This is a genomic window from Pseudomonas sp. GW456-12-1-14-TSB6 (genome assembly GCF_059424205.1).
Map to the genome: position 1 here is coordinate 30,154 of NZ_JBWKZE010000031.1, position 21,424 is coordinate 51,577.

Below are 21,424 nucleotides of genomic sequence, written 5' to 3' on the forward strand. Positions count from 1 at the left end.
CATGCAAACTCGTGACGACATTTTCAACACCCTGCGCGATGCCCTGGTCGAGCTGTTCGAACTGGACCCGGCCCGCGTGAGCCTGGAATCCAACCTGTATCAGGATCTGGAAATCGACAGCATCGACGCCGTCGACCTGATCGATCACATCAAGCGCCAGACCGGCAAGAAAATCGCTGCCGAGGAGTTCAAGTCGGTGCGCACCGTCAGCGACGTGGTCGAGGCGGTCTACCGTCTGGTTCAACCGGCCGCATGAGCCGACTGATCGGCCTCGGCCTGCTGCTGGCAGGCCTGCTTTACCCCTTTGCGGTGTATTTCGGCATGGAGCATTTCGCACCATGGCAGTTCGGCCTGCTGCTGGGCGGCCTGTGGCTGGCCCGGGCGCTGACCGGCGAACGCAAGCCCGGCAGCCTGTGGATGGCCTTCGTGGCGATCGTGTTCTGCCTGCTGCTGGCAGTGTTCGACAGCCCTTTGCTGTTGCGCTGGTACCCGGTGCTGATCAGCGGCTTCATGCTGGTGCTGTTCAGCCTGAGCCTGAAATACGGCCCGCCGATGGTCGAGCGTCTGGCGCGCCTGCGTGAACCGCAACTGCCGCCCAAGGCGATTCGTTACACCCGCCAGGTCACCGTGGCCTGGAGCGTGTTTTTCTTTTGCAACGGTTTGTGCGCCGCCCTGCTGACACTGTGGGCGCCGCTGAACTGGTGGATGTTGTACACCGGCCTGATCTCCTACGGATTGATCGGCCTGATGTTTGCCATTGAATGGCTGATACGACAACGGGTAAGAGGTCGCCCATGAATTGGATAAAACTTGAGCAGCTGTTGCTCAAGGCCCTGCCGGCGCGTGCTGTAACAAGCGCACCGGCACTCGATCACGCACAACTGCGCGAACAGGCCCTGGGCTTGGCCGCCGGTCTGCAAGTGCGCGGCGTGCAACGTCTGGCGGTGCATCTGGAAGATGCCGCCGACCTGGCCGTCGCCCTGCTCGGTGCCTGGCGCGCCGGCGTCAGCGTGTTGCTGCCTTCGGATCTGCAAGCGCAGACCCGCCAGCGCTGGTCGAACGACGTCGATCTGTGGCTGACCGATCAGGCCGATGACGCTCGCCTGAGCGATCTGCTGCAACCGGCCCTGCCCGCCGCCGAACTGGATCTCGACCAGTGCCGCCTGAGCCTGTGCACCTCCGGCTCCAGCGGCGAACCAAAGCGCATCGACAAATCCCTGCGGCAACTGGCCAACGAAGTCGAAGCCCTTGAGCAACTCTGGGGCGCCGATCTCGGTGAGGCCTGCATTCTTGGCAGCGTCACCACCCAGCACATTTACGGTTTGCTGTTCCGCGTGCTGTGGCCGCTGTGCGCCGGGCGTCCGTTCCTGCGCAAGCAACTGGCTTTCCCGGAAGACCTGCAACGCGCCAGCCGCGAGCACCCGGCCTTCGCCTGGGTCGCCAGCCCGGCGCTGCTCAAACGTATGGGCGACAACCTCGACTGGCCGGCCCTGAGCGCCGTGCGCCGGGTGTTTTCCTCCGGCGGCGCACTGCCGGCAGGCGCCGCACAAAGCCTGCATCAACGCCTGGGACAATGGCCGACGGAAATCCTCGGCAGCTCGGAAACCGGCGGCATCGCCTGGCGTCAGGGCGAATCGTTGTGGCAGCCGTTTGCCGGCGTCGAGTTGAGCCAGGACAGCGACGGTGCCTTGCTGATCGCATCGCCCTATCTGCCCGCCGGGCATGTCGAACACACCGCCGATGCGGCGCGCATTCAGGCCGATGGCCGCTTTGAATTGCTCGGTCGGCTCGACCGGATCGTCAAACTCGAAGAAAAACGTATTTCCCTGCCGATGCTTGAACAGGCGCTGGTGGCTCACGACTGGGTTGCCGAAGCGCGTCTGGGCGTGGTGCAGGAAAACCGCGCATCCCTCGGCGCTCTGCTGGTGCTCAGCGAATCGGGCCTGTTTGCCCTGCGCGAACACGGTCGCCGCAGCCTGACCGAAACCCTGCGCCGTCATCTCGGCGACCACTGCGAAGCCCTGGCCCTGCCCCGCCGCTGGCGCCTGCTGCGACAGTTGCCGCTGAACTCGCAGGGCAAGTTGCCTCAGGCCGACGTCGAAGCCTTGCTGCTGGCACCACGGCCGAAAGCGCCGGAGATTCTGGAACAGGCCGAAACCGAGGGCGAATGGAACCTGCAATTGAGCGTTCCGCCGGACCTGGCCTACTTCAGCGGCCACTTCCCCAAGGCCCCGGTGCTGCCCGGCGTGGTGCAGGTCGAATGGGCGCTGAACCTGGGTCGGCAACTGCTGAACCTGTCCGGCGCGTTCGCCGGCATGGAAGTGCTGAAATTCCAGCAACTGGTGCGCCCCGGCGATGAAATCCAGTTGCACCTGCGCTTCGACCCGGAGCGCGGCAAATTGTATTTCGCCTATCGCAACGACACCGCCACCTGCTCCAGCGGGCGGATTCTGCTGGGGGCTGGCGATGCATAACCCTTGCGCCGTGATCCCGGTCTACAACCACGAAACCGCCATCGGCACGGTGGTCGACGCCCTGCTCGCCGAGGATCTGCCGTGCATTCTGGTGGACGATGCCAGCAGCAAATCCTGCGCGGCGGTGCTGGACGCGCTGGCCGAGCGCGAGCGGGTTTATCTGGTGCGCCTCACTGCCAATCAGGGCAAGGGCGGCGCGGTGATGACCGGTCTGCGTGAAGCGGCGCGGCTGGGCTTCAGCCATGCCTTGCAGGTCGATGCCGACGGTCAGCACGACTTGCAGGATGTCGCGCGGTTCATCGAAGAATCCCGCGCCCACCCCGAGTCACTGGTCTGTGGTTATCCGCTGTACGACGCCAGCGTGCCCAAGGGCCGTTTGTATGCGCGTTATCTGACCCACGTGATGGTGTGGATCAACACCCTGTCGCTGCAGATCCGCGACTCGATGTGCGGCTTCCGGGTGTATCCGCTGGAACCGACGCTGGGCGTGATCGACTCGGCGCGGATCGGCAAGCGCATGGATTTCGACTCGGACATTCTGGTGCGCCTGGCCTGGCGCAATCAGCCGATGCGCTGGTTGCAGACCAGCGTGCATTACCCGCTGGACGGCGTGTCGCACTTTCGCCTGTTCCACGACAACGTGCTGATCTCGAGCATGCACACGCGCCTGTTCTTCGGCATGTTGCTGCGCTTGCCCGTGATCCTCTGGCGACGGTGGCGCGCATGACCGTCGAGACCGACAAGAAGCACTGGGCCGACCGCGAAGAGCGCGGCAGTTTCCTGCTGATGAAATTCACCGCGTTCGCCGCCAAGGTCCTTGGCCGACGCCTGCTGAGCCCGTTGCTGTACGGCATCGTCCTGTACTTTTTCCTGTTCGGCCGCACCGCCCGGCGCAGTGCCTGGCAGTATCAGCAGCGCCTCGCCGACTGGAGCGGTCGCCACGAATTGCGTCCGACCCGCTGGCGGGTATTCCGCCAGTTCATGGCATTCGCCGATTCGCTGCTCGACAAGCTCGACGTGTGGAACGGCAAGCTGAAGATCGAGCAGATCGAAATCATCGACCCGGCGCTGTTGCGCAATCAGTTGCGCGGCAGTCGCGGGCAAATGCTGGTGGGCGCGCATCTGGGCAACCTCGAAGTGTGCCGGGCGCTGGCGGAGCTGGGCGAAAAGGTCACCATGAACGTGCTGGTGCACACCAAGCACGCCGAGCAATTCAATCGCCTGCTGGGCGAGGCCGGGGCGACCAACCTGCGACTGATTCAGGTCAGCGAGCTGGACCCGGTGATCATGCTGCAACTGCACGAACGGCTGGAGCGCGGCGAGTGGCTGGCGATTGCCGGCGACCGCGTGCCACTGCATGGCGGGCGCAGCGTGACCGTGGACTTTCTCGGTCACCCGGCGCCGTTCCCGCAAGGGCCGTGGCTGCTGGCCGGCCTGCTGAAATGCCCGGTCAACCTGCTGATGTGCCTGAAACAGCCCGACGGCCACTATCGCCTGACTCTCGAGCCGTTCGCCGATGCCGTGGTGTGGTCACGCCGCGAGCGCGAACAGGTCATTCATCAGTGGGCGACCCGCTATGCGCAACGCCTGAGTCACTATTGCCTCGAAGCACCGTGCCAATGGTTCAACTTTTACCCATTCTGGAAAACCGATGACAACGCCAACTCCTGAGCCGGTCACCTTCGGCGAACGCCCTTTGCGCATCGAAGACGTGCTGGCCCTGGCCAACCGTCAGGCGCCCGTGCAGTTGCAGAGCGACGCGCCTTATCGCGAACGCATCGCCAAGGGCGCGCAGTTTCTCGATTCGCTGCTGGACAAAGAAGGCGTGATCTATGGCGTGACCACCGGTTACGGCGATTCCTGCGTGGTCGCGGTGCCGCTGCATCACGTCGAGGCGCTGCCGCGTCATCTCTACACGTTCCACGGTTGCGGACTGGGCAAATTGCTCGACGCCCAGGCCACCCGCGCGGTGCTGGCGGCGCGTTTGCAGTCGCTGTGCCACGGGGTGTCCGGGGTGCGCATCGAACTGCTGGAACGCCTGCATGCGTTTCTTGAACACGACATTCTGCCGCTGATCCCCGAAGAGGGTTCGGTGGGCGCCAGCGGCGATCTGACGCCGCTGTCCTACGTCGCCGCAACCCTGTCCGGCGAGCGTGAAGTGATGTTCCGTGGCGAACGCCGCCAGGCTGCCGATGTGCATCGCGAACTGGGCTGGACACCATTGGTGCTGCGTCCGAAAGAAGCGCTGGCGCTGATGAACGGCACCGCCGTGATGACCGGTCTGGCGTGCCTGGCTTACGCCCGCGCCGATTACCTGCTGCAACTGGCCACCCGCATCACCGCGCTGAACGTGGTGGCGCTGCAAGGCAATCCGGAACACTTCGACGAGCGCCTGTTCGCCGCCAAGCCGCATCCGGGTCAGATGCAGGTGGCCGCATGGCTGCGCAAGGATCTGGCAATCGACGCGCCGACCGCGCCGCTGCACCGCTTGCAGGATCGCTACTCACTGCGCTGCGCACCGCATGTGCTGGGCGTGCTGGCCGACAGCCTGAACTGGCTGCGCTCGTTCATCGAGACCGAACTCAACAGCGCCAACGACAACCCGATCATCGACGCCGAAGCCGAGCGCGTGCTGCACGGCGGGCACTTCTACGGCGGACACATCGCGTTCGCCATGGACAGCCTGAAAAACCTCGTGGCCAACGTCGCCGACCTGCTCGACCGACAACTCGCGCTGCTGGTGGACGAACGTTACAACCACGGCTTGCCGAGCAACCTGTCCGGCGCCAGCGCCGACCGCGCGATGCTCAACCACGGCTTCAAGGCCGTGCAGATCGGCGCCAGTGCCTGGACTGCCGAAGCGTTGAAAAACACCATGCCGGCCAGCGTGTTCTCGCGCTCCACCGAGTGCCACAACCAGGACAAGGTGAGCATGGGCACCATCGCCGCCCGCGACGCCATTCGCGTACTGGAGCTGACCGAACAGGTCGCCGCCGCCACATTGCTGGCGGCCAATCAAGGCGTGTGGCTGCGTGGTCGCGATGCAGACGCGCGTCCGCTGCCGCCATCGCTGGCCACCATGCACGAGCAACTGGCCCAGGACTTCCCGCCGGTGATCGAAGACCGCGCCCTGGAAGGCGAATTGCGCCTGTGTCTGCAACGCATCGCCGAGCAACACTGGAGGCTGCATGCGTAGTGCCGGAGTGCTTCACGCCGATACGGAAATCCTCGTGCCGTTCTTTGACGTCGACACCATGCACGTCGTCTGGCACGGCCATTACGTGAAATACCTGGAAGTGGCGCGTTGTGCACTGCTCGACAAGATCGGCCACAACTACAACCAGATGGTCGACTCGGGCTATGCCTGGCCGGTGATCGACCTGCAACTGCGCTATGTGCGCGGCGCGGTGTTCGGCCAACGGTTGAACGTGCGCGCCAGTCTGGTGGAGTGGGAAAACCGCCTGAAGATCCACTACCTGATCACCGACGCCCAGACAGGCGAACGCCTGACCCGCGCCAGCTCGGTGCAGGTCGCCGTCGAAGTGAGCAGCCGCGAGATGCAACTGGCTTCGCCAAAAGTCTTCACCGATGCCGTGGAAAGGATGCTGCGATGAATGTGTGGTTGAAATCCCTTGGGGCCCTGGCGCTACTGACGCTGTCGTCGCTGGCCAACGCCTTCGATCTGCAACAGTTGAGCGAGCAACTGGCGAAGCCGGACGTGATCCACGGCCGGTTCATCCAGGAAAAACACCTGCGCGCCCTGCCCCAGCCGCTGATCAGCAAGGGCAGCTTTGTCCTCGCCAAAAACCACGGCCTGCTGTGGCTGCTGAAAACCCCGCTGCAACAGGATTACCGGATCAGCGCCAAAGGCATCGCCCGGCGTGATGCCACCGGCTGGCAACTGCTGCCGAACAAGAGCGCCGGGGCCGAGCAGAACCGTTTGTTCCTCGCCGTGCTGCAAGGCGACAGCAGCGGTCTGCAACGGGATTTCGAACTGGCCCTGAGCGGCGATGCGCAGAAATGGCAACTGACCCTTACCCCGCGCTCGGTGCTGCTCAAGCAGGTCTTCAACCAGATCAACATCAGCGGCGGCACCTTGGTGAACACCATCGAACTGCTGGAAACCCAAGGCGACAGCACCGTACTGCGCATGCAGGACAGCACTGCCGGCCAACCTCTGAGCGACGCGGAGCAACATGACTTTGCCGAGTGAACGCAGGCTGCCCTGGCTGTTCCTGATCCTGCTGCTGGCGGTTGTCGCACTGGGCGCCTGGCAGTGGCGCGACGGTGCGCCGCTGTCGGCCAACCTGATGGAACTGGTGCCCGGCACCCACCCGGACGCCCTCGAACTGCGCGCCGAACAACGCATGCAGGAACCGCTCAACCGCGACATGCTGGTGCTGGTCGGCCACGCCGATCGCCAGCAAGCCGTCGCCATGGCCCAGACCCTGGGCGAGCAATGGCAGGCCAGCGGGCTGTTCGAAAAGGTCCAGTGGAACCTGCAGGCCGATCTGCCGGCCCTGCGCACGCAACTGCTGCAAGGGCGGCTGGCGATGCTCTCGGCGGATGACCGACAACTGCTGATCGAACATCCCGACGCCTTTATCCAGCAACGGGTACAGGCGCTGTTCGACCCGTTCACCGGGTTCAGTCTGGTGCCGAGCCAGGACGACTGGCTGGGCCTGACCGGACGCATCCAGAACAGCCAGCCGCAACATGGCGCGGTGCAACTGGACATCGGCAGCGGCGCGTTGATCGCCGACGCCGATGGCAAGAGCTGGGTGCTGCTGCGCGCACGCACCACCGGCAGCGCCTTCGACATGAATCAACCGCTGCAAGTCGCCGCCCTGTTGCAACACAGCCGAGAGCAAGCGGCTCGCGCGGACGTGCAATTGCTGGCCGCCAGCGGCCTGCTGTACGCCGCCAACGGTCAGCAGCAGGCGACCCGGGAAATGACCTGGGTCGGCGGCGGCGCCACCATCGGCATCCTGTTGCTGTTGCTGCTCGCCTTCCGCCGCTGGCGGGTGCTGCTGGCGTTCATTCCGGTGCTGGTCGGCATGCTGTTCGGCGCAGTGGCCTGTGTCGCGCTGTTCGGGCACATGCATGTGATGACCCTGGTGCTCGGCTCCAGCCTGATCGGCGTGGCAGTGGATTACCCGCTGCACTACCTGTCCAAGAGCTGGAGCCTCAAGCCCTGGCACAGCTGGCCGGCGTTGCGCCTGACCCTGTCCGGCCTGACATTGAGCCTGATCACCAGCGCCATCGGTTACCTGGCACTGGCCTGGACACCTTTCCCGGCCCTGACCCAGATCGCCGTGTTCTCCGCCGCCGGTTTGCTCGGCGCCTACCTGTCGGCGGTGTGCCTGTTGCCGGCGCTGCTGAAAAACGTCGAACTGCGCCCGGCGCAATGGCCGCTGCAACTGGCCGAGCGCTTGGTGCGGTTGCGAGAAAACCTGCTCGAACACGTCAGAACGCCGGTATTGCTGGCCCTGCTGATCGCCTTCTGCGTCGGCGGCCTGCTGCAACTGGAGAGCAAGAACGACATCCGCCAGTGGGTCGGTGCGCCGCAACGCCTGACCGATGAGGCGCAGACCATCGCGCGGATTACCGGCTATCAGCCGACCAGCCAGTTCTTCCTGGTGCGCGCCGCCGATCAGCAGCAATTGCTGGAACGGCAAGCGGCCCTGAGCGAGCGGCTGGATCAACTGGTCAACCTCGACAAGTTGCAGGGTTATCTGGCGCTCAATCAACTGGTCAGCCCGCCGGCTCAGCAGCAACAGGTGCGGGAAGCGCTGAGCAAGTTGCCGCAATTCTGGCAGCCGTTGCTGGAGGTCGGCGTACCGCTGGCGGCGCTGCAAACCGAACTGCAACAGTTGCAGGCCCTGCCCGCCGAGGACATCGATGCGGCGCTGGCCGGCCCGCTCGGCGAGCCCTACCGAACGCTGTGGCTCGGCCCGACCGAGGATGGCGTGGCGGCGATGGTCAGCCTGCAAGGCCTGAACAATCCGTCGCTGCTGCGGGTGCAGGCGCTGGATCTGCCCGGCGTGATGCTGGTGGACCGGCTCGGCGATCTGAACAAGGTGTTCGCCCAGACCCAGATCAGCGCTGCTGAGCTGAAACTCGCGTCCTGCGTATTGATCGTGCTGGTGCTGATGCTGCCGTTCGGTCTCGGCGGCGCGCTGCGGATCGTCGCCCTGCCGCTGCTCGCTGCGCTGTGCAGCCTCGCCAGCCTGGGCTGGCTCGGTCAGCCGCTGACCCTGTTCAGCCTGTTCGGCCTGTTGCTGGTGACGGCGATCAGCGTCGACTACGCGATCCTCATGCGCGAACAGGTCGGCGGCGCGGCCGTCAGCCTGCTCGGCACCTTGCTCGCGGCCGCCACCACCTGGCTGTCGTTCGGCCTGCTGGCGGTGTCGAGCACCCCGGCGGTGAGCAACTTCGGTCTGTCGGTGAGCCTCGGTCTGGCCTTCAGCTTCATGCTCGCGCCGTGGGCCGGGCGTCAGGCCCATGCGGTTGCCGTCACGGAGCCTGCAGCATGATGGTGATGATTTTCTGGCTGATGGCCCTGGCGCTGTTCTTCGTCGCCACCCGGGTCGGCCGGCATTTCGGGCTGATCCCGATCGTCAGTCAATTGCTGCTGGCCAGCTTCGGCCTGCCGCTGCTGATGTACTTCTGGATCGAACCGGGCTGGCAACTCAACGGCGCCGAACTGATCGCGCCGGGCTGGCTGAAAAACCTCTACAGCCTGAGCTTCGCCCTGTTGCTGGGGCACATCCTCAGTGACGTGATCGACCTGCGCCTGGACCGTCAGAGCGTGAAGATCGCCCTGCCGAGTTTCGCCGTGCCGTTCGCCTGCGGTCTGGCGACGGCGTACTGGCTGTTGCCGACGCAGCCGTGGATCAACTCGCTGGCGATCGGTCTGGTGTTCGCCATCACCGCGATCCCGGTGTTGTACCTGTACCTGCGCCACATCGACTACCCGCCCGCCGCCACCCGGCGTCTGGTGCAGACCGCGATCCTGATCGACCTGACCTGCTGGACCCTGTTCGGTCTCGCTCAGGGCAGCCTGCACCTGAGCAGTCTGTTGCTGCCGCTGGGGCTGGCCTGCGTACCCGTGCTGCTGCGGGTGTTCGGCATACGCCGACCATTGACCTACAGCCTCGGCTTTTTTGCGCTGTTGGTGCTGGCCGAACACTACAAACTCAACGCGCTGATTTTTGGCATCGGTTATCTGCTGTGCATGGCCGCGCTCAAGGTGCCACTGGTGTTGCCGCTGCCGGCGCACTGGATGAACCGCTTGCAGACCTGGGTCGCAATTCCGCTGATCCTGACTTTCGGCATCGTCCAGATCGACGTGCACAGCGCCCTTGCCAGCCTCGGTACCGTGCAATGGGCGGCGCTGCTGCTGTTGCCGGTCGCCAGCAAAATCCTGGGCAACTGGCTCGGCCTCGGCTGGGCCGGCGCGTCATTCGCAGGCGCCAGCCGCTGGCGCGAAAGCGTGCTGCTGAATATTCGCGGCTTGAGCGAAATCGTTTTTCTCAACCTGCTGTTGCAACAACAACTCATCAGCCCGGCGCTGTACTTTGCGCTGATGCTGATGGGTCTGATCGCGACGCTGTTGCCGGCCTTCATCGGCCTGCACCGGGCGTCACTGAACCCTATTGCCGTACCCAGGAGCTCACGTGCCAATCGTTGAAATGGAATCCCGTCAGGTCGTGATCATCGGCGCCGGCCCCTCCGGCGCCATCGCCGCCGCATTGCTCAAGCGCAAGGGGCACGACGTGCTGGTGATCGAGCGTCAGCATTTCCCGAGGTTCTCCATCGGTGAAAGCCTGCTCTGCCATTGCCTGGATTTCGTCGAAGAGGCCGGCATGCTCGAGGCGGTGAATGCCGCCGGTTTCCAACGCAAGAACGGTGCGGCGTTCGCCTGGGGCGAGCGCTACAGCGCCTTCGATTTTGGCGACACCTTCACCGCCGGCAAGCCCACGACTCTGCAGGTGCAACGCGCCGACTTCGACAAGTTGCTGGCCGATCAGGCGGCGTTGCAGGGCGCGGAAATCCGCTACGGCGACGCGATTGTCAGCGTCGATTTCGAACGTCCGCGACCGCAGTTGAATGTGCGCCGCGAAGACGCCAGCGAGTACCGCGTCGAAGCCGATTTTGTCCTCGATGCCAGCGGCTACGGCCGCGTGCTGTCACGCCTGCTCGACCTCGAAGCGCCGTCGAATTTCCCGGTTCGCCAGGCCATCTTCACCCACGTCGAGGACCACATCGATCACCCCGGTTTCGATCGGGAAAAAATCCTCATCACCACCCACCCGCAGCACCGCGATATCTGGTTCTGGTCGATCCCGTTCAGCAACGGTCGCTGCTCCGTCGGCGTGGTGGCTGCCGCTGAACATTTCGCAGGTCGCGATGCCGACCTCGACGCCTGTTTGCGCGGGTTCATCGCCGAAACCCCGAGCCTGGCCAAGGTTCTGAGCAACGCCGTGTGGGACACCCCGGCGCGCACGCTCGGCGGCTATGCGGCCAACGTCAAAACCCTGCACGGCCCGGGCTTTGCGCTGCTGGGTAACGCGGCGGAATTTCTCGACCCGGTTTTCTCTTCGGGCGTGACCATCGCCATGCGTTCGGCGAGCATGGCCGCCGCTGTGCTGCATCGACAGTTGCAGGGCGAAACGGTGGACTGGCAACGGGAATTCGCCGAGCCGCTGAAGCGCGGGGTCGACACGTTCCGCTGCTACGTCGAAGGCTGGTACGCCGGCACCTTTCAGGACGTGATTTTCCACGAGCAAGGCTCACCGGAAATCCGCCGCATGATCTGCTCGATCCTCGCCGGCTACGCCTGGGACGAACGCAACCCGTTCGTCAGTGAAGCGCGCCGTCGGTTGAAGACGATCTCCGAACTCTGTGCAAGGGACGACACATGAATTACCTGAGCGACAACTACGTCGAGGAAACCCGCTTCGGCTTCTGGTTCCTGCGCAGCCACACTTGGCAGCACCATGTGCTGCGCGTGGCAATCAACGATCTGCGCGGACTGTTCAGCGAATCGTTGCCGGCCAATCCGGTGCTGCTGGATGCCGGCTGTGGTCAGGGCAAGTCGTTCGGCCACCTGCGCCAGACCTTCGCGCCACAGCGCCTGATCGGCGTCGATGCCGACCCGCACAGCCTTGAACTGAGCGCCGCCGAGGCGGCGCGTCTGGGCTTCGACGTCGAGCTGATCGGCAGCGATTGCGCGACCCTCAATGTACCGGACGCCAGCGTCGACCTGCTGTTCTGTCACCAGACCTTCCATCATCTGGTGGAGCAAGAAAAGGCCCTCGCCGAGTTCTATCGGGTGCTCAAACCCGGTGGTTATCTGCTGTTCGCCGAGTCCACCGAGGCTTACATTGATACGTGGGTGATTCGCTGGCTGTTCCGGCATCCGATGCACGTGCAAAAGAGCGCGGCGCAGTACCTGGAGATGATTCGCCAGCAGGGTTTCGAGTTCGGCGAACAGAACGTTTCGTACCCGTATCTGTGGTGGAGCCGGTCGAAGGATTTCGGTCTGCTCGAACGTTTTGGATTGCACAAACCAAAACCATTCGGCCAGCGGGAAGAAACCCTGGTCAACGTGGTGGCCCGCAAACCCTTGAACGAGGCTGTCTGATGTTGCGTGTTCTGCTGCTCGCCTGCGTCTTGCTGCTCGGTGCCTGCGCCAGTCAGGCGCCGCTGCCGGCCGGCAACCCGAGCCTGCCGCTGCCGATGCAATTGCATATCGAACGTCACCTGGCCGGGCAACAGCAAGACTGGTTGCTGGTGATCCAGCGCGAAGGGCCCGGCATCCGCTGGTCGATGATGGATCCGCTGGGCATTCCCCAGGCCCGTCAGCAATTGATCGACGGACACTGGCAGGCCGACGGCCTGCTGCCGCCCAACCCGGAAGCCCGGGAGCTGTTCGCCGCGCTGCTGTTCGCCCTGACCCCGGCGGGCGAACTGTCGCGCAACTACCCCGAGGCGCAGCAACAGGGCGGCCAACGTTCCCTGCCGGCGCGCTGGGACATCCGTTACACCCAACCCTTGAGCTTCGAATTGAACCTGCCACAAGGCCCGCACTATCGCGTAACGCCACTCGGTGAACCGACGTCATGACCGCCTACCTCAATGCCCTCGGCGTGATCTGCGCCCTGGGGCGCGACAAGCCAGCCGTGGCACGCAACCTGTTTGCCGGCGACTGTTCAGGCATGCGCCGCGAGTCCGGCTGGGTGCCGGAGCGCGAGCTGCCGGTGGCCGCCGTGCACGGCGATCTGGCGCCGATTCCCGATGCATTGGCCGACCAGCGCAGCCGCAACAACCAACTGCTGCTGGAAGCCGCGTTGCAGATTCGCGACGACATCGAGCACTCCATCCAGACTTACGGCCGCGAGCGCATCGGCGTGGTGCTCGGCACCAGCACTTCGGGCATCGACGAAGCCAGCCGAGGCCTTGCGCACTACATTCGCGACCAACAGTTCCCGGCCGATTACGACTACCGGCAACAGGAACTCGGCGCCCCGGCGAATTTCCTCGCCGACTGGCTGCAACTGAGCGGCCCGACCTATGTGATTTCCACTGCCTGCACCTCCAGCGCACGCGCGCTGATGAGCGCCCGACGCCTGCTCGATCTGGGCCTGTGCGACGCGGTGCTGTGCGGCGGTGTCGACAGCCTGTGCAAACTGACCCTCAACGGTTTCAGTGCGCTGGAAGCGGTGTCGGACGAGCGCTGCAATCCGTTTTCCGCCAACCGCAACGGCATCAACATCGGCGAAGCGGCGGTGCTGTTCGTGATGAGCAAACAGCGCGGTGCTGGGCCGGGCATCGCCCTGCTCGGCGCCGGCGCCAGCTCCGACGCGCACCACATTTCCGCACCGGAACCGACCGGCCGTGGCGCCCTGCAATCGATGCAGAAGGCGCTCGACCAAGCCCATCTGCAAGCCGGCGACATCAGTTACCTGAACCTGCACGGCACCGCGACCCAGCACAACGACGCGATGGAAAGTCTGGCCGTCGCCGCGCTGTTTCCCGAAGGCGTACCGTGTTCCTCGACCAAACCGATGACCGGCCACACCCTCGGCGCCGCCGGCGCACTGGAAGCGGCGTTCTGCTGGTTGAGCCTGAGTGCCGACAACCCCGACCACGCCTTGCCGCCGCACGTCTGGGATGGCCAGCCAGATCCCGACCTGCCAGCGCTGAAGTGGGTGACCGCAAGCGAACGCCTGGCGTCCATTGCTCCCCGCTACCTGATGAGCAACTCGTTTGCCTTCGGTGGCAATAACGTCAGCCTGATTATCGGAGATGCCCCATGAGCCACTGGCCGCTCGCCGAACTGCTGCCCCACGCTGGCGACATGATCCTGATCGACCGGATCCTGAGCTTTGACGACGAACAGATCCACACCACCCTCACCGTCCGCCCCGGCGGCCTGTTCAGCCTGCCCGACGGCAGCCTGCCGGCGTGGGTCGGCATCGAGCTGATGGCGCAAAGCGTCGCCGCGTTCGCCGGCTGCCATGCGCGGCAGAAAGGCAACCCGGTGGAGCTGGGCTTTCTGCTCGGCACACGCAAGTTCGAATGCAATGTCGCGGCCTTTCCGGTTGGCAGCGAACTGACCATCCATGGCCTGCGCTCGCTGGAAGACGACAACGGCATGGGCGTATTCGAATGCCATATCAACGCGCCCGGCATCGAGGCCAGCGCCCGGCTGAACGTGTTCCGCCCGCCCCATGCGGCGGACTATCTGGAACAAACCCGCGACGAAACCAACAAGGAGTCGAACGATGACTGAATCAATACTGGTCACCGGCTCCAGCCGTGGCATCGGCCGCGCCATCGCCCTGCGTCTGGCTCAGGCCGGGCATGACATCGTCGTGCATTGCCGCAGTGGTCTGAGCGACGCGCAGGCGGTGCAGGCTGAAATCCAGGCCCTGGGCCGCCAAGCGCGCATCCTGCAATTCGACGTGGCTGACCGCGAAACCTGTAAAGCCATCCTCGAAGCCGATGTCGAAGCCCACGGCGCCTACTACGGCGTGGTGCTCAATGCCGGCCTGACCCGCGACGGCGCCTTTCCGGCTCTGAGCGACGACGACTGGGACGTGGTGCTGCGTACCAACCTCGACGGTTTCTACAACGTCCTGCACCCGGTGATGATGCCGATGATCCGCCGCCGCGCCGCGGGTCGCATCGTTTGCATTACCTCGGTTTCGGGGCTGATCGGCAACCGTGGCCAGGTCAATTACAGCGCCTCGAAGGCCGGTGTGATCGGCGCCGCGAAAGCCTTGGCGATCGAACTGGCCAAGCGCAAGATCACGGTCAATTGCGTCGCGCCGGGCCTGATCGACACGGCGATGCTGGATGAAAACGTGCCGGTGGAAGAACTGATGAAAATGATCCCCGCACAACGCATGGGCACGCCTGAAGAGGTGGCCGGTGCGGTGAATTTCCTGATGTCGGCGGAAGCGTCGTACATCACCCGCCAGGTGCTGGCGGTCAACGGAGGCTTGTGCTGATGAAGCGCGTCGTCGTCACCGGCATGGCCGGCATTACCTCGCTGGGCAGCGACTGGGACACCATCGCCGGCAATTTCGCCGCCAACCGCAGCGGCATTCGCCGGATGGACGAGTGGGATCGCTTCAGCGAACTCAACACCCGCCTGGCCGGGCCCATCGATGATTTCCAGGTGCCGGCGCACTGGACTCGCAAACAATTGCGCAGCATGGGCCGGGTCTCGCGCCTGGCTGTCGGCGCGGCGGAAAAAGCGCTGGCCGATGCCGGCCTGCTCGGCGACGAGTCGATCAAGGACGGGCGCATGGGCGTGGCCTGTGGTTCGTCCACCGGCAGCACCGACGAGATCAAGGCGTTCGGCAACATGCTGCTCAACTCGGTGGCCGAAGGCCTCAACGCCAACTCCTACGTGCGGATGATGCCGCACACCACGGCGGCGAACATCAGCATCTTCTTCGGCCTCACCGGCCGCTTGATCCCGACCTCCAGCGCCTGCACCAGCGGCAGCCAGGGCATCGGTTACGCCTACGAGGCGATCAAGTTCGGACGCCTGCCGCTGATGCTCGCCGGCGGCGCCGAAGAGCTGTGCCCGACCGAAGCCATGGTGTTCGACGCGCTGTACGCCACCAGCCTGAAAAATGATGCACCGCACACCTCGCCACGCCCGTACGACAAGGGCCGCGACGGTCTGGTGATCGGTGAAGGCGGCGGCATGCTGGTGCTTGAAGAACTGGAACATGCCCTGGCGCGCGGTGCGCACATTCACGCCGAGATCGTCGGTTTCGGCAGCAACGCCGACGGCCAGCACACCACCCGCCCCGAACAGATCACCATGCGCCGGGCAATGGAACTGGCGCTGGAAGATGCAGGCCTTGCGCCGGACGTCATCGGCTACGTCAACGGCCACGGCACCGCCACCGAACAGGGCGATGTCGCCGAAACCCTGGCCACCAGTGCCCTGTTCGGCGAACGCATGCCGATCAGTTCGCAAAAGAGCTTCCTGGGCCACACCCTCGGCGCCTGCGGGGCGCTGGAATCGTGGTTCAGCATCGAGATGCTCAACCGCGACCTGTATGTGCACACGCTCAACCTCGACGAGGTCGATCCGCACTGCGGCAAGCTCGACTACCTGCGCGGCGAGTTCCGCCAGATGAGCCACGAATACGTGATGAACAACAACTTCGCTTTCGGCGGGGTCAACACCTCGCTGATTTTCCGTCGCTGGTCACAACCGAATTAATCCAGGTCAAGGAGACCTCCATGCACTTCAAGAAACTCGCTGCCACCCTGCTCATCTGCGCCATGCCGGCCGTCAGCCAGGCCCGTGACACGGCGGTCTACCTGCCGTTCGACAAGGCCGTCGCCGAAGCGACCCGCACCGGCAAGATCGACGGCAGCGTGAAGTTCTATCTGGCGGGCAATGCCCCGGCCGGCAAAGTCACCGTCGTCAGCCCCGGCGCCGTGACCAACAAGAAGACCAACGCCTTCAACAAGACCGACCAGGAAGCCTGCGAGTGGGTCGTGCAATCGGCGATCATCAGCCTGCACCAGGCCGCAAAAAACGCCGGCGCCAACGCCGTGACCAACATCGTCAGCTTCTACAAGAGCAACGAGCGCAAGGATGCGAAAACCTACGAATGCCACGCGGGCGCCATCATGGCCGGCGTAGCGTTGAAGGGCGATCTGGCGACGGTTCAGTAACGGCCGGAAACGACATAAGGGCGCCTTTCGGCGCCCTTTTCAATTCAGATCATGTGCTGGCATGCAACTTCAGCCCCAGCGCTTTCATGACTTTGAGGATCGTTCCAAACTCGGGATTTACCTCGCCTGACAGTGCGCGATAAAGACTTTCCCTTGATAGCCCCGCATCCCGTGCGACCTGGGTCATGCCACGCGCCCGAGCGATAGTGCCAAGTGCCTTGGCAATAAAAGCCGGGTCATCCCCCGCCTCTTCCATGCAGGCATCCAGATAGTTGGCCATGTCCTCTTCTGTCTTGAGGTACTCGGCTGAGTCCCAACGAGTGAATTGTTCGGTCATGGGTTTTGCTCCTGCCAGGATTCCGCGATGAGCCTGGCTTGCTTGATGTCTCGAGATTGACTGCTCTTGTCTCCACCACAAAGGAGGATGACCAGCTGACGACCTTGCTGCATGAAATAGACCCGATATCCCGGGCCATAGTCAATTCGGGCTTCGCTGATCCCTTCGCCAATGGCTTTGACATCACCGAAGTTTCCCTCAGCCATACGATCAATTCGCACCTGAATACGCATCCTGGCGCGACTATCAGCCAGCTTCACAAGCCAGCTCGAGAATGTGGAGCTTCGAAGTATCTCAGTCATGGTTGCAAGTGTAGCCGTTGAGCTACACGCACTCTACATGGACTTCTCTCTGTCCGATATACGGCGTCTACACTCGTCATACCCATGATTTGCTGCGCGTTACGTCAAGGAGACGACCATGCAAGCGAAAGCCCTGATCGCTGCCGCCCTTTTCAGCCTGCTCCCCAGTGCCAGCCACGCCACCAATCTGATGTACATGCCGTTCGAAACAGTCGTGTCGGATGCGATGCGCGCCGGGCGGCTGGATGGCAGTGTGACGTTTTATCTGGTCGGCAACGGTCCTCAGGGCACTCAGCGGTTGTTGCGGCGCGGGGTGGTCAGCGATCTGAAGACCAACGGCTTCAACAAGAGCGATCACGACTCCTGCGAGTGGGTGTTGCAGTCGAATCTGATTGCGCTGCAGGCCGAGGCCAAGCGTGTCGGGGCGAATGCGGTGACCAACATCGTCAGCTACTACGACCAGCATGTGCGCAAGGATCTGAACACTTACGAATGTCGGGCCGGCATCTTTGTCACACGAGTGGCGTTGAAGGGTGATCTGGTGCGGCTGCCCTGATCAACCGGCTTCGACCTTGCGCGTGAGCAGTTCGACAAACGCCTTGGCCATCGGCGATTTCTGGTCCTTGCGCTGCACCAGCCACACCGCCGTCACGGCCTCGGGATCGAGCAGCGGTCGATAGACCACGCCGTCGATGCGCATCCGCTGATACGACGCCGGCATCACTGACACGCCCAGACCCGCTGCCACCAGACCGATGATGGTCATGGCTTCGCCGGCCTCTTGGGCGAAGTGCGGGCTGAACCCGGCATCGCGGGCCAGGCTGATCAGTTGCGAATACAGACCGCTGCCGTAGCTGCGCGGGAAGAACACGAACGGCTCAAGTGCCAGCGCCGAGAGGAATAGTCCCTCTTCAGAGCCCTGCGCCAGCGGATGTTTGGAGCTGAGCACGGCCACCAGCGGCTCGCGCATCAGTTCGACCACGCTGAGCGAATCCGGCAAACCCAGCGGGCGCATGATGCCGACCTCGATCGATTCGTCCACCAACGCGTCGGCCACCATGGTGCTGCTCATCTCGCGCAGGTTCAGGTGCACGGCCGGGAAGCGCTGTCGGAAGGAAAAAATCGCCTGGGGAATGGTCGAGTTGAAAGGCGCCGAGGAGGTGAAGCCGATCTTCAATTCCCCTAGTTCACCGAGTTGCGCCCGGCGGGCCACGTCCGCCGCTTTATCGACTTGGGCGAGCACAAGCCGCGCTTCCTCCAGAAACAGTCGCCCGGCCTCGCTGAGTTCGACCCGACGATTGGTACGCTCGAAAAGCCGTGCACCGACTTCCTGTTCCAGCGCCTGAATCTGCTGGCTCAGCGGTGGCTGGGAGATGCCCAGCACCTGTGCGGCCCGGCCGAAGTGCAGTTCTTCGGCGACGGCGATGAAGTAGCGCAGATGACGTAATTCCATGGGCACCCCATTAGGTCGTGAAAGCTATCAAACAGGTCGAACAATATATTGGATAGAAACATTAGCCAGCTATATGATTTTTTCATTGCCTGCCTGCCCGCGCCCTCCGAGGTCTGATGTGAAAACCGCCGTCGCTCCACTGGCCCATGAAGTCCCGCCCGCTGCGGCGGACGATGTGCTGACCGAACTGCAAGAGATCTACATCGAGAAAGGCACGCCCGCGTTCATGCGCACGGTACTCGCGCTGTTCAGCGGCGGCTTCGCCACCTTCGCCCTGCTGTATTGCGTGCAGCCGATGATGCCGCTGCTGTCCAACGAATATTCGATCAACGCCGCGCAGAGCAGCCTGATCCTGTCGGTGGCCACCGGCATGCTGGCGTTCGGTCTGCTGATCACTGGCCCGATTTCAGATCGGGTCGGGCGTAAACCGGTGATGGTCGCCGCGCTGTTTGCCGCGGCGCTGTGCACCATCGCCAGTTCGATGATGCCGAGCTGGCACGGCGTATTGATCATGCGCGCGCTGATCGGATTGTCATTGAGCGGTCTGGCAGCGGTGGCAATGACTTATCTCAGCGAGGAAATCCATCCGCAGCACATCGGCCTGGCGATGGGTCTGTACATCGGCGGCAACGCGATTGGCGGCATGAGCGGGCGGTTGATCACCGGTGTGCTGATCGACTTCGTCAGCTGGCACACGGCGATGATGGTGATTGGCGGCCTGGCGCTGATCGCAGCGGCGGTGTTCTGGAAAATCCTGCCGGAGTCGCGCAACTTCCGCTCCCGCTCGCTGCACCCGCGCAGCCTGCTCGACGGCTTCACCATGCACTTTCGCGATGCCGGCCTGCCATTGCTGTTCCTTGAGGCGTTTGTGCTGATGGGCGCGTTCGTCACCCTGTTCAACTACATCGGTTACCGCCTGCTGGCCGAGCCGTACCACATGGATCAGGTGTTTGTGGGGCTGCTATCGGTGGTGTATCTGTCGGGCATCTACAGCTCGGCAAAAATCGGTTCGCTGGCCGACAAACTGGGCCGCCGCAAAGTGCTCTGGGCGACCATCGCCCTGATGTTCGCCGGCCTCGCCCTGACGATGTTCACACCGCTGCCGCTGGTGATCATCGGCATGCTGATCTTCACCTTCGGCTTCTTCGCCGCCCACTCGGTCGCCAGCAGCTGGATCGGCCGCCGGGCGCTCAAGGCCAAGGGCCAGGCGTCGTCGTTGTACCTGTTCAGCTATTACGCCGGGTCGAGCATCGCGGGGACGGCGGGCGGGGTGTTCTGGCACCTGGCGGGATGGAACGGGATCGGGTTGTTCATCGGCGCGCTGTTGCTGGTGGCGCTGTTGGTGGCGTTGAAGCTGGCGAAGTTGCCGCCGCTGGGTGGCGTCAAAGCCTGATTCGCGCCCACAAAAAACGCCCGGCATAAGCCGGGCGTTTTTGTTTTCTACCCTTAGAGCTGAGCGCCGATTACTCGTGATACTGCGCCGACAACTCGTGCACCGCACGCAGGAACGCGCCAGCGTGCTCCGGATCGACTTCCGGCGTGATGCCATGGCCGAGGTTGAACACGTGGCCGCTGCCCTTGCCGTAGCTGGCGAGGATGCGCCCGACTTCGGTGCGGATCGCTTCCGGCTTGGCGTAGAGCACGGTCGGGTCCATGTTGCCTTGCAGCGCGACCTTGTCACCCACGCGGGCGCGGGCGTTGCCGATGTCACAGGTCCAGTCCAGGCCCAATGCGTCGGCGCCAGCGTCGGCGATGCTTTCCAGCCACAGGCCGCCGTTCTTGGTGAACAGGATCACCGGCACTTTGCGACCGTCGTGCTCGCGGATCAGGCCGCTGACGATTTTCTTCATGTAGGCCAGGGAGAACTCTTGGTACGCCGCCGCGGACAGGTTGCCGCCCCAGGTATCGAAGATCTGCACCGCTTGCGCACCGGCCTGGATCTGGCCGTTGAGGTACGAAGTCACCGACTGCGCCAGCTTGTCCAGCAGCAGGTGCATGGCTTGCGGGTTGTCGTAGAGCATCGCCTTGGTCTTGCGGAAGTCTTTCGACGAGCCGCCTTCGACCATGTACGTGGCGAGGGTCCACGGGCTGCCTGAGAAACCGATCAGCGGCACGCGGCCGTTCAGTTCGCGGCGGATGGTACTGACCGCGTCCATCACGTAACCGAGGTCTTTGTGCGGATCGGGGATCGGCAGGGCTTCGATGTCGGCCAGGGTGCTGACGACTTTCTTGAAGCGTGGACCTTCACCGGTCTCGAAGTACAGGCCCTGGCCCATGGCATCGGGAATGGTGAGGATGTCGGAGAACAGGATCGCCGCATCCAGTTGCGGATAGCGGTCCAGCGGTTGCAGCGTGACTTCGCAGGCGAATTCCGGATTCATGCACAGGCTCATGAAATCACCGGCCTGGGCGCGACTGGCGCGGTATTCCGGCAGGTAGCGGCCGGCCTGGCGCATCATCCACACAGGGGTGACGTCTACGGGTTGCTTGAGCAGGGCGCGGAGGAAACGGTCGTTCTTCAGGGCAGTCATGTCGGCATCCGGAAAAAAAGTGCGGGCATTTTCTCAGAGCGCGACGCAAAAGGCACGGATGCAGGTCAGCCTTTTGTCTATCGGGTCAATTTGTCGCGTTTTTTTCACAG

24 protein-coding genes are annotated in these 21,424 nt (G+C 63.7%); 20 read left to right on the forward strand and 4 right to left on the reverse strand.

Annotated features, from left to right (window positions below):
- Position 1 precedes the first annotated feature (1 nt).
- From AC07Y2_RS23710 to AC07Y2_RS23795, 18 genes are read left to right on the forward strand one after another with little or no spacing between them, the layout of a single operon-like run.
- Positions 2–256 (forward strand): acyl carrier protein, encoded by a 255-nt coding sequence (locus AC07Y2_RS23710; protein ID WP_007947135.1) that lies wholly within the window; start codon positions 2–4, stop codon positions 254–256.
- A complete protein-coding gene (locus AC07Y2_RS23715) occupies positions 253–798 on the forward strand; it encodes a COG4648 family protein (RefSeq protein WP_011332105.1) in 546 nt (181 codons plus the stop codon). The genes AC07Y2_RS23710 and AC07Y2_RS23715 overlap by 4 nt, the downstream gene beginning before the upstream one ends.
- On the forward strand, positions 795–2,474 hold the full coding sequence (locus AC07Y2_RS23720) for an acyl-CoA synthetase family protein (protein WP_103386971.1): 1,680 nt from the start codon (positions 795–797) through the stop codon (positions 2,472–2,474). The genes AC07Y2_RS23715 and AC07Y2_RS23720 overlap by 4 nt, the downstream gene beginning before the upstream one ends.
- A complete protein-coding gene (locus AC07Y2_RS23725; RefSeq protein ID WP_039766475.1) occupies positions 2,467–3,201 on the forward strand; it encodes a glycosyltransferase family 2 protein in 735 nt (244 codons plus the stop codon). Before AC07Y2_RS23720 ends, AC07Y2_RS23725 begins: the two co-directional genes overlap by 8 nt.
- Entirely contained in the window at positions 3,198–4,145 is a 948-nt protein-coding gene (locus AC07Y2_RS23730) for a lysophospholipid acyltransferase family protein (RefSeq protein ID WP_039766474.1), read from the forward strand. Before AC07Y2_RS23725 ends, AC07Y2_RS23730 begins: the two co-directional genes overlap by 4 nt.
- A complete protein-coding gene (locus AC07Y2_RS23735; RefSeq protein WP_103386970.1) occupies positions 4,126–5,670 on the forward strand; it encodes an HAL/PAL/TAL family ammonia-lyase in 1,545 nt (514 codons plus the stop codon). Before AC07Y2_RS23730 ends, AC07Y2_RS23735 begins: the two co-directional genes overlap by 20 nt.
- Positions 5,663–6,088 (forward strand): acyl-CoA thioesterase, encoded by a 426-nt coding sequence (locus AC07Y2_RS23740; RefSeq protein WP_011332100.1) that lies wholly within the window; start codon positions 5,663–5,665, stop codon positions 6,086–6,088. Before AC07Y2_RS23735 ends, AC07Y2_RS23740 begins: the two co-directional genes overlap by 8 nt.
- Complete coding sequence (locus AC07Y2_RS23745) at positions 6,085–6,687, forward strand: outer membrane lipoprotein carrier protein LolA (RefSeq protein ID WP_085611118.1); 603 nt, start codon at positions 6,085–6,087, stop codon at positions 6,685–6,687. The genes AC07Y2_RS23740 and AC07Y2_RS23745 overlap by 4 nt, the downstream gene beginning before the upstream one ends.
- Positions 6,671–9,010: an MMPL family transporter gene (locus AC07Y2_RS23750; RefSeq protein ID WP_103386969.1), complete on the forward strand. Its 2,340-nt coding sequence runs from the start codon at positions 6,671–6,673 to the stop codon at positions 9,008–9,010. The genes AC07Y2_RS23745 and AC07Y2_RS23750 overlap by 17 nt, the downstream gene beginning before the upstream one ends.
- Complete coding sequence (locus AC07Y2_RS23755) at positions 9,007–10,167, forward strand: cation:proton antiporter (protein ID WP_103386968.1); 1,161 nt, start codon at positions 9,007–9,009, stop codon at positions 10,165–10,167. Before AC07Y2_RS23750 ends, AC07Y2_RS23755 begins: the two co-directional genes overlap by 4 nt.
- Positions 10,154–11,401 (forward strand): NAD(P)/FAD-dependent oxidoreductase, encoded by a 1,248-nt coding sequence (locus tag AC07Y2_RS23760; RefSeq protein ID WP_103386967.1) that lies wholly within the window; start codon positions 10,154–10,156, stop codon positions 11,399–11,401. The genes AC07Y2_RS23755 and AC07Y2_RS23760 overlap by 14 nt, the downstream gene beginning before the upstream one ends.
- On the forward strand, positions 11,398–12,123 hold the full coding sequence (locus AC07Y2_RS23765; RefSeq protein WP_074689582.1) for a class I SAM-dependent methyltransferase: 726 nt from the start codon (positions 11,398–11,400) through the stop codon (positions 12,121–12,123). Before AC07Y2_RS23760 ends, AC07Y2_RS23765 begins: the two co-directional genes overlap by 4 nt.
- Positions 12,123–12,605, forward strand: a complete 483-nt coding sequence (locus AC07Y2_RS23770; protein ID WP_085648026.1) for a hypothetical protein — start codon at positions 12,123–12,125, stop codon at positions 12,603–12,605. The genes AC07Y2_RS23765 and AC07Y2_RS23770 overlap by 1 nt, the downstream gene beginning before the upstream one ends.
- Positions 12,602–13,798, forward strand: coding sequence for a beta-ketoacyl-[acyl-carrier-protein] synthase family protein (locus AC07Y2_RS23775; RefSeq protein ID WP_085667693.1), 1,197 nt, complete (start codon positions 12,602–12,604; stop codon positions 13,796–13,798). The genes AC07Y2_RS23770 and AC07Y2_RS23775 overlap by 4 nt, the downstream gene beginning before the upstream one ends.
- The gene (locus AC07Y2_RS23780) at positions 13,795–14,274 is read left to right on the forward strand and encodes a hotdog family protein (RefSeq protein WP_039766461.1); all 480 of its coding nucleotides are present in this window, start codon (positions 13,795–13,797) and stop codon (positions 14,272–14,274) included. Before AC07Y2_RS23775 ends, AC07Y2_RS23780 begins: the two co-directional genes overlap by 4 nt.
- Positions 14,267–14,995, forward strand: coding sequence for a 3-oxoacyl-ACP reductase FabG (gene fabG / locus AC07Y2_RS23785; RefSeq protein ID WP_039766460.1), 729 nt, complete (start codon positions 14,267–14,269; stop codon positions 14,993–14,995). The genes AC07Y2_RS23780 and fabG overlap by 8 nt, the downstream gene beginning before the upstream one ends.
- Positions 14,995–16,230, forward strand: a complete 1,236-nt coding sequence (locus AC07Y2_RS23790) for a beta-ketoacyl-ACP synthase (protein ID WP_074689577.1) — start codon at positions 14,995–14,997, stop codon at positions 16,228–16,230. The genes fabG and AC07Y2_RS23790 overlap by 1 nt, the downstream gene beginning before the upstream one ends.
- Positions 16,231–16,250: 20 nt before the next feature.
- Entirely contained in the window at positions 16,251–16,691 is a 441-nt protein-coding gene (locus AC07Y2_RS23795; RefSeq protein ID WP_011332090.1) for a hypothetical protein, read from the forward strand.
- A 49-nt stretch (positions 16,692–16,740) separates the two neighbouring features.
- On the opposite strand, the gene AC07Y2_RS23800 is transcribed toward AC07Y2_RS23795, so the two are convergent.
- Together AC07Y2_RS23800 and AC07Y2_RS23805 are read right to left on the reverse strand one after the other, a co-directional pair.
- Positions 16,741–17,028, reverse strand: coding sequence for an addiction module antidote protein (locus tag AC07Y2_RS23800; RefSeq protein WP_011332089.1), 288 nt, complete (start codon positions 17,026–17,028; stop codon positions 16,741–16,743).
- Complete coding sequence (locus AC07Y2_RS23805; RefSeq protein WP_039766452.1) at positions 17,025–17,330, reverse strand: type II toxin-antitoxin system RelE/ParE family toxin; 306 nt, start codon at positions 17,328–17,330, stop codon at positions 17,025–17,027. Before AC07Y2_RS23805 ends, AC07Y2_RS23800 begins: the two co-directional genes overlap by 4 nt.
- Before the next feature lie 118 nt (positions 17,331–17,448).
- Here AC07Y2_RS23805 and AC07Y2_RS23810 point away from each other — a divergent pair, with 118 nt between their 5' ends.
- Positions 17,449–17,886 (forward strand): excinuclease, encoded by a 438-nt coding sequence (locus tag AC07Y2_RS23810; RefSeq protein ID WP_103386966.1) that lies wholly within the window; start codon positions 17,449–17,451, stop codon positions 17,884–17,886.
- Here AC07Y2_RS23810 and AC07Y2_RS23815 read toward each other — a convergent pair whose 3' ends face one another.
- Complete coding sequence (locus AC07Y2_RS23815) at positions 17,887–18,783, reverse strand: LysR family transcriptional regulator (RefSeq protein ID WP_039766450.1); 897 nt, start codon at positions 18,781–18,783, stop codon at positions 17,887–17,889.
- Between the two features lie 118 nt (positions 18,784–18,901).
- Here AC07Y2_RS23815 and AC07Y2_RS23820 point away from each other — a divergent pair, with 118 nt between their 5' ends.
- The gene (locus AC07Y2_RS23820) at positions 18,902–20,176 is read left to right on the forward strand and encodes an MFS transporter (protein ID WP_103386965.1); all 1,275 of its coding nucleotides are present in this window, start codon (positions 18,902–18,904) and stop codon (positions 20,174–20,176) included.
- A 70-nt stretch (positions 20,177–20,246) separates the two neighbouring features.
- On the opposite strand, the gene hemE is transcribed toward AC07Y2_RS23820, so the two are convergent.
- Positions 20,247–21,314, reverse strand: a complete 1,068-nt coding sequence (gene hemE / locus AC07Y2_RS23825; protein WP_007952372.1) for a uroporphyrinogen decarboxylase — start codon at positions 21,312–21,314, stop codon at positions 20,247–20,249.
- Between the last annotated feature and the right edge of the window lie 110 nt (positions 21,315–21,424).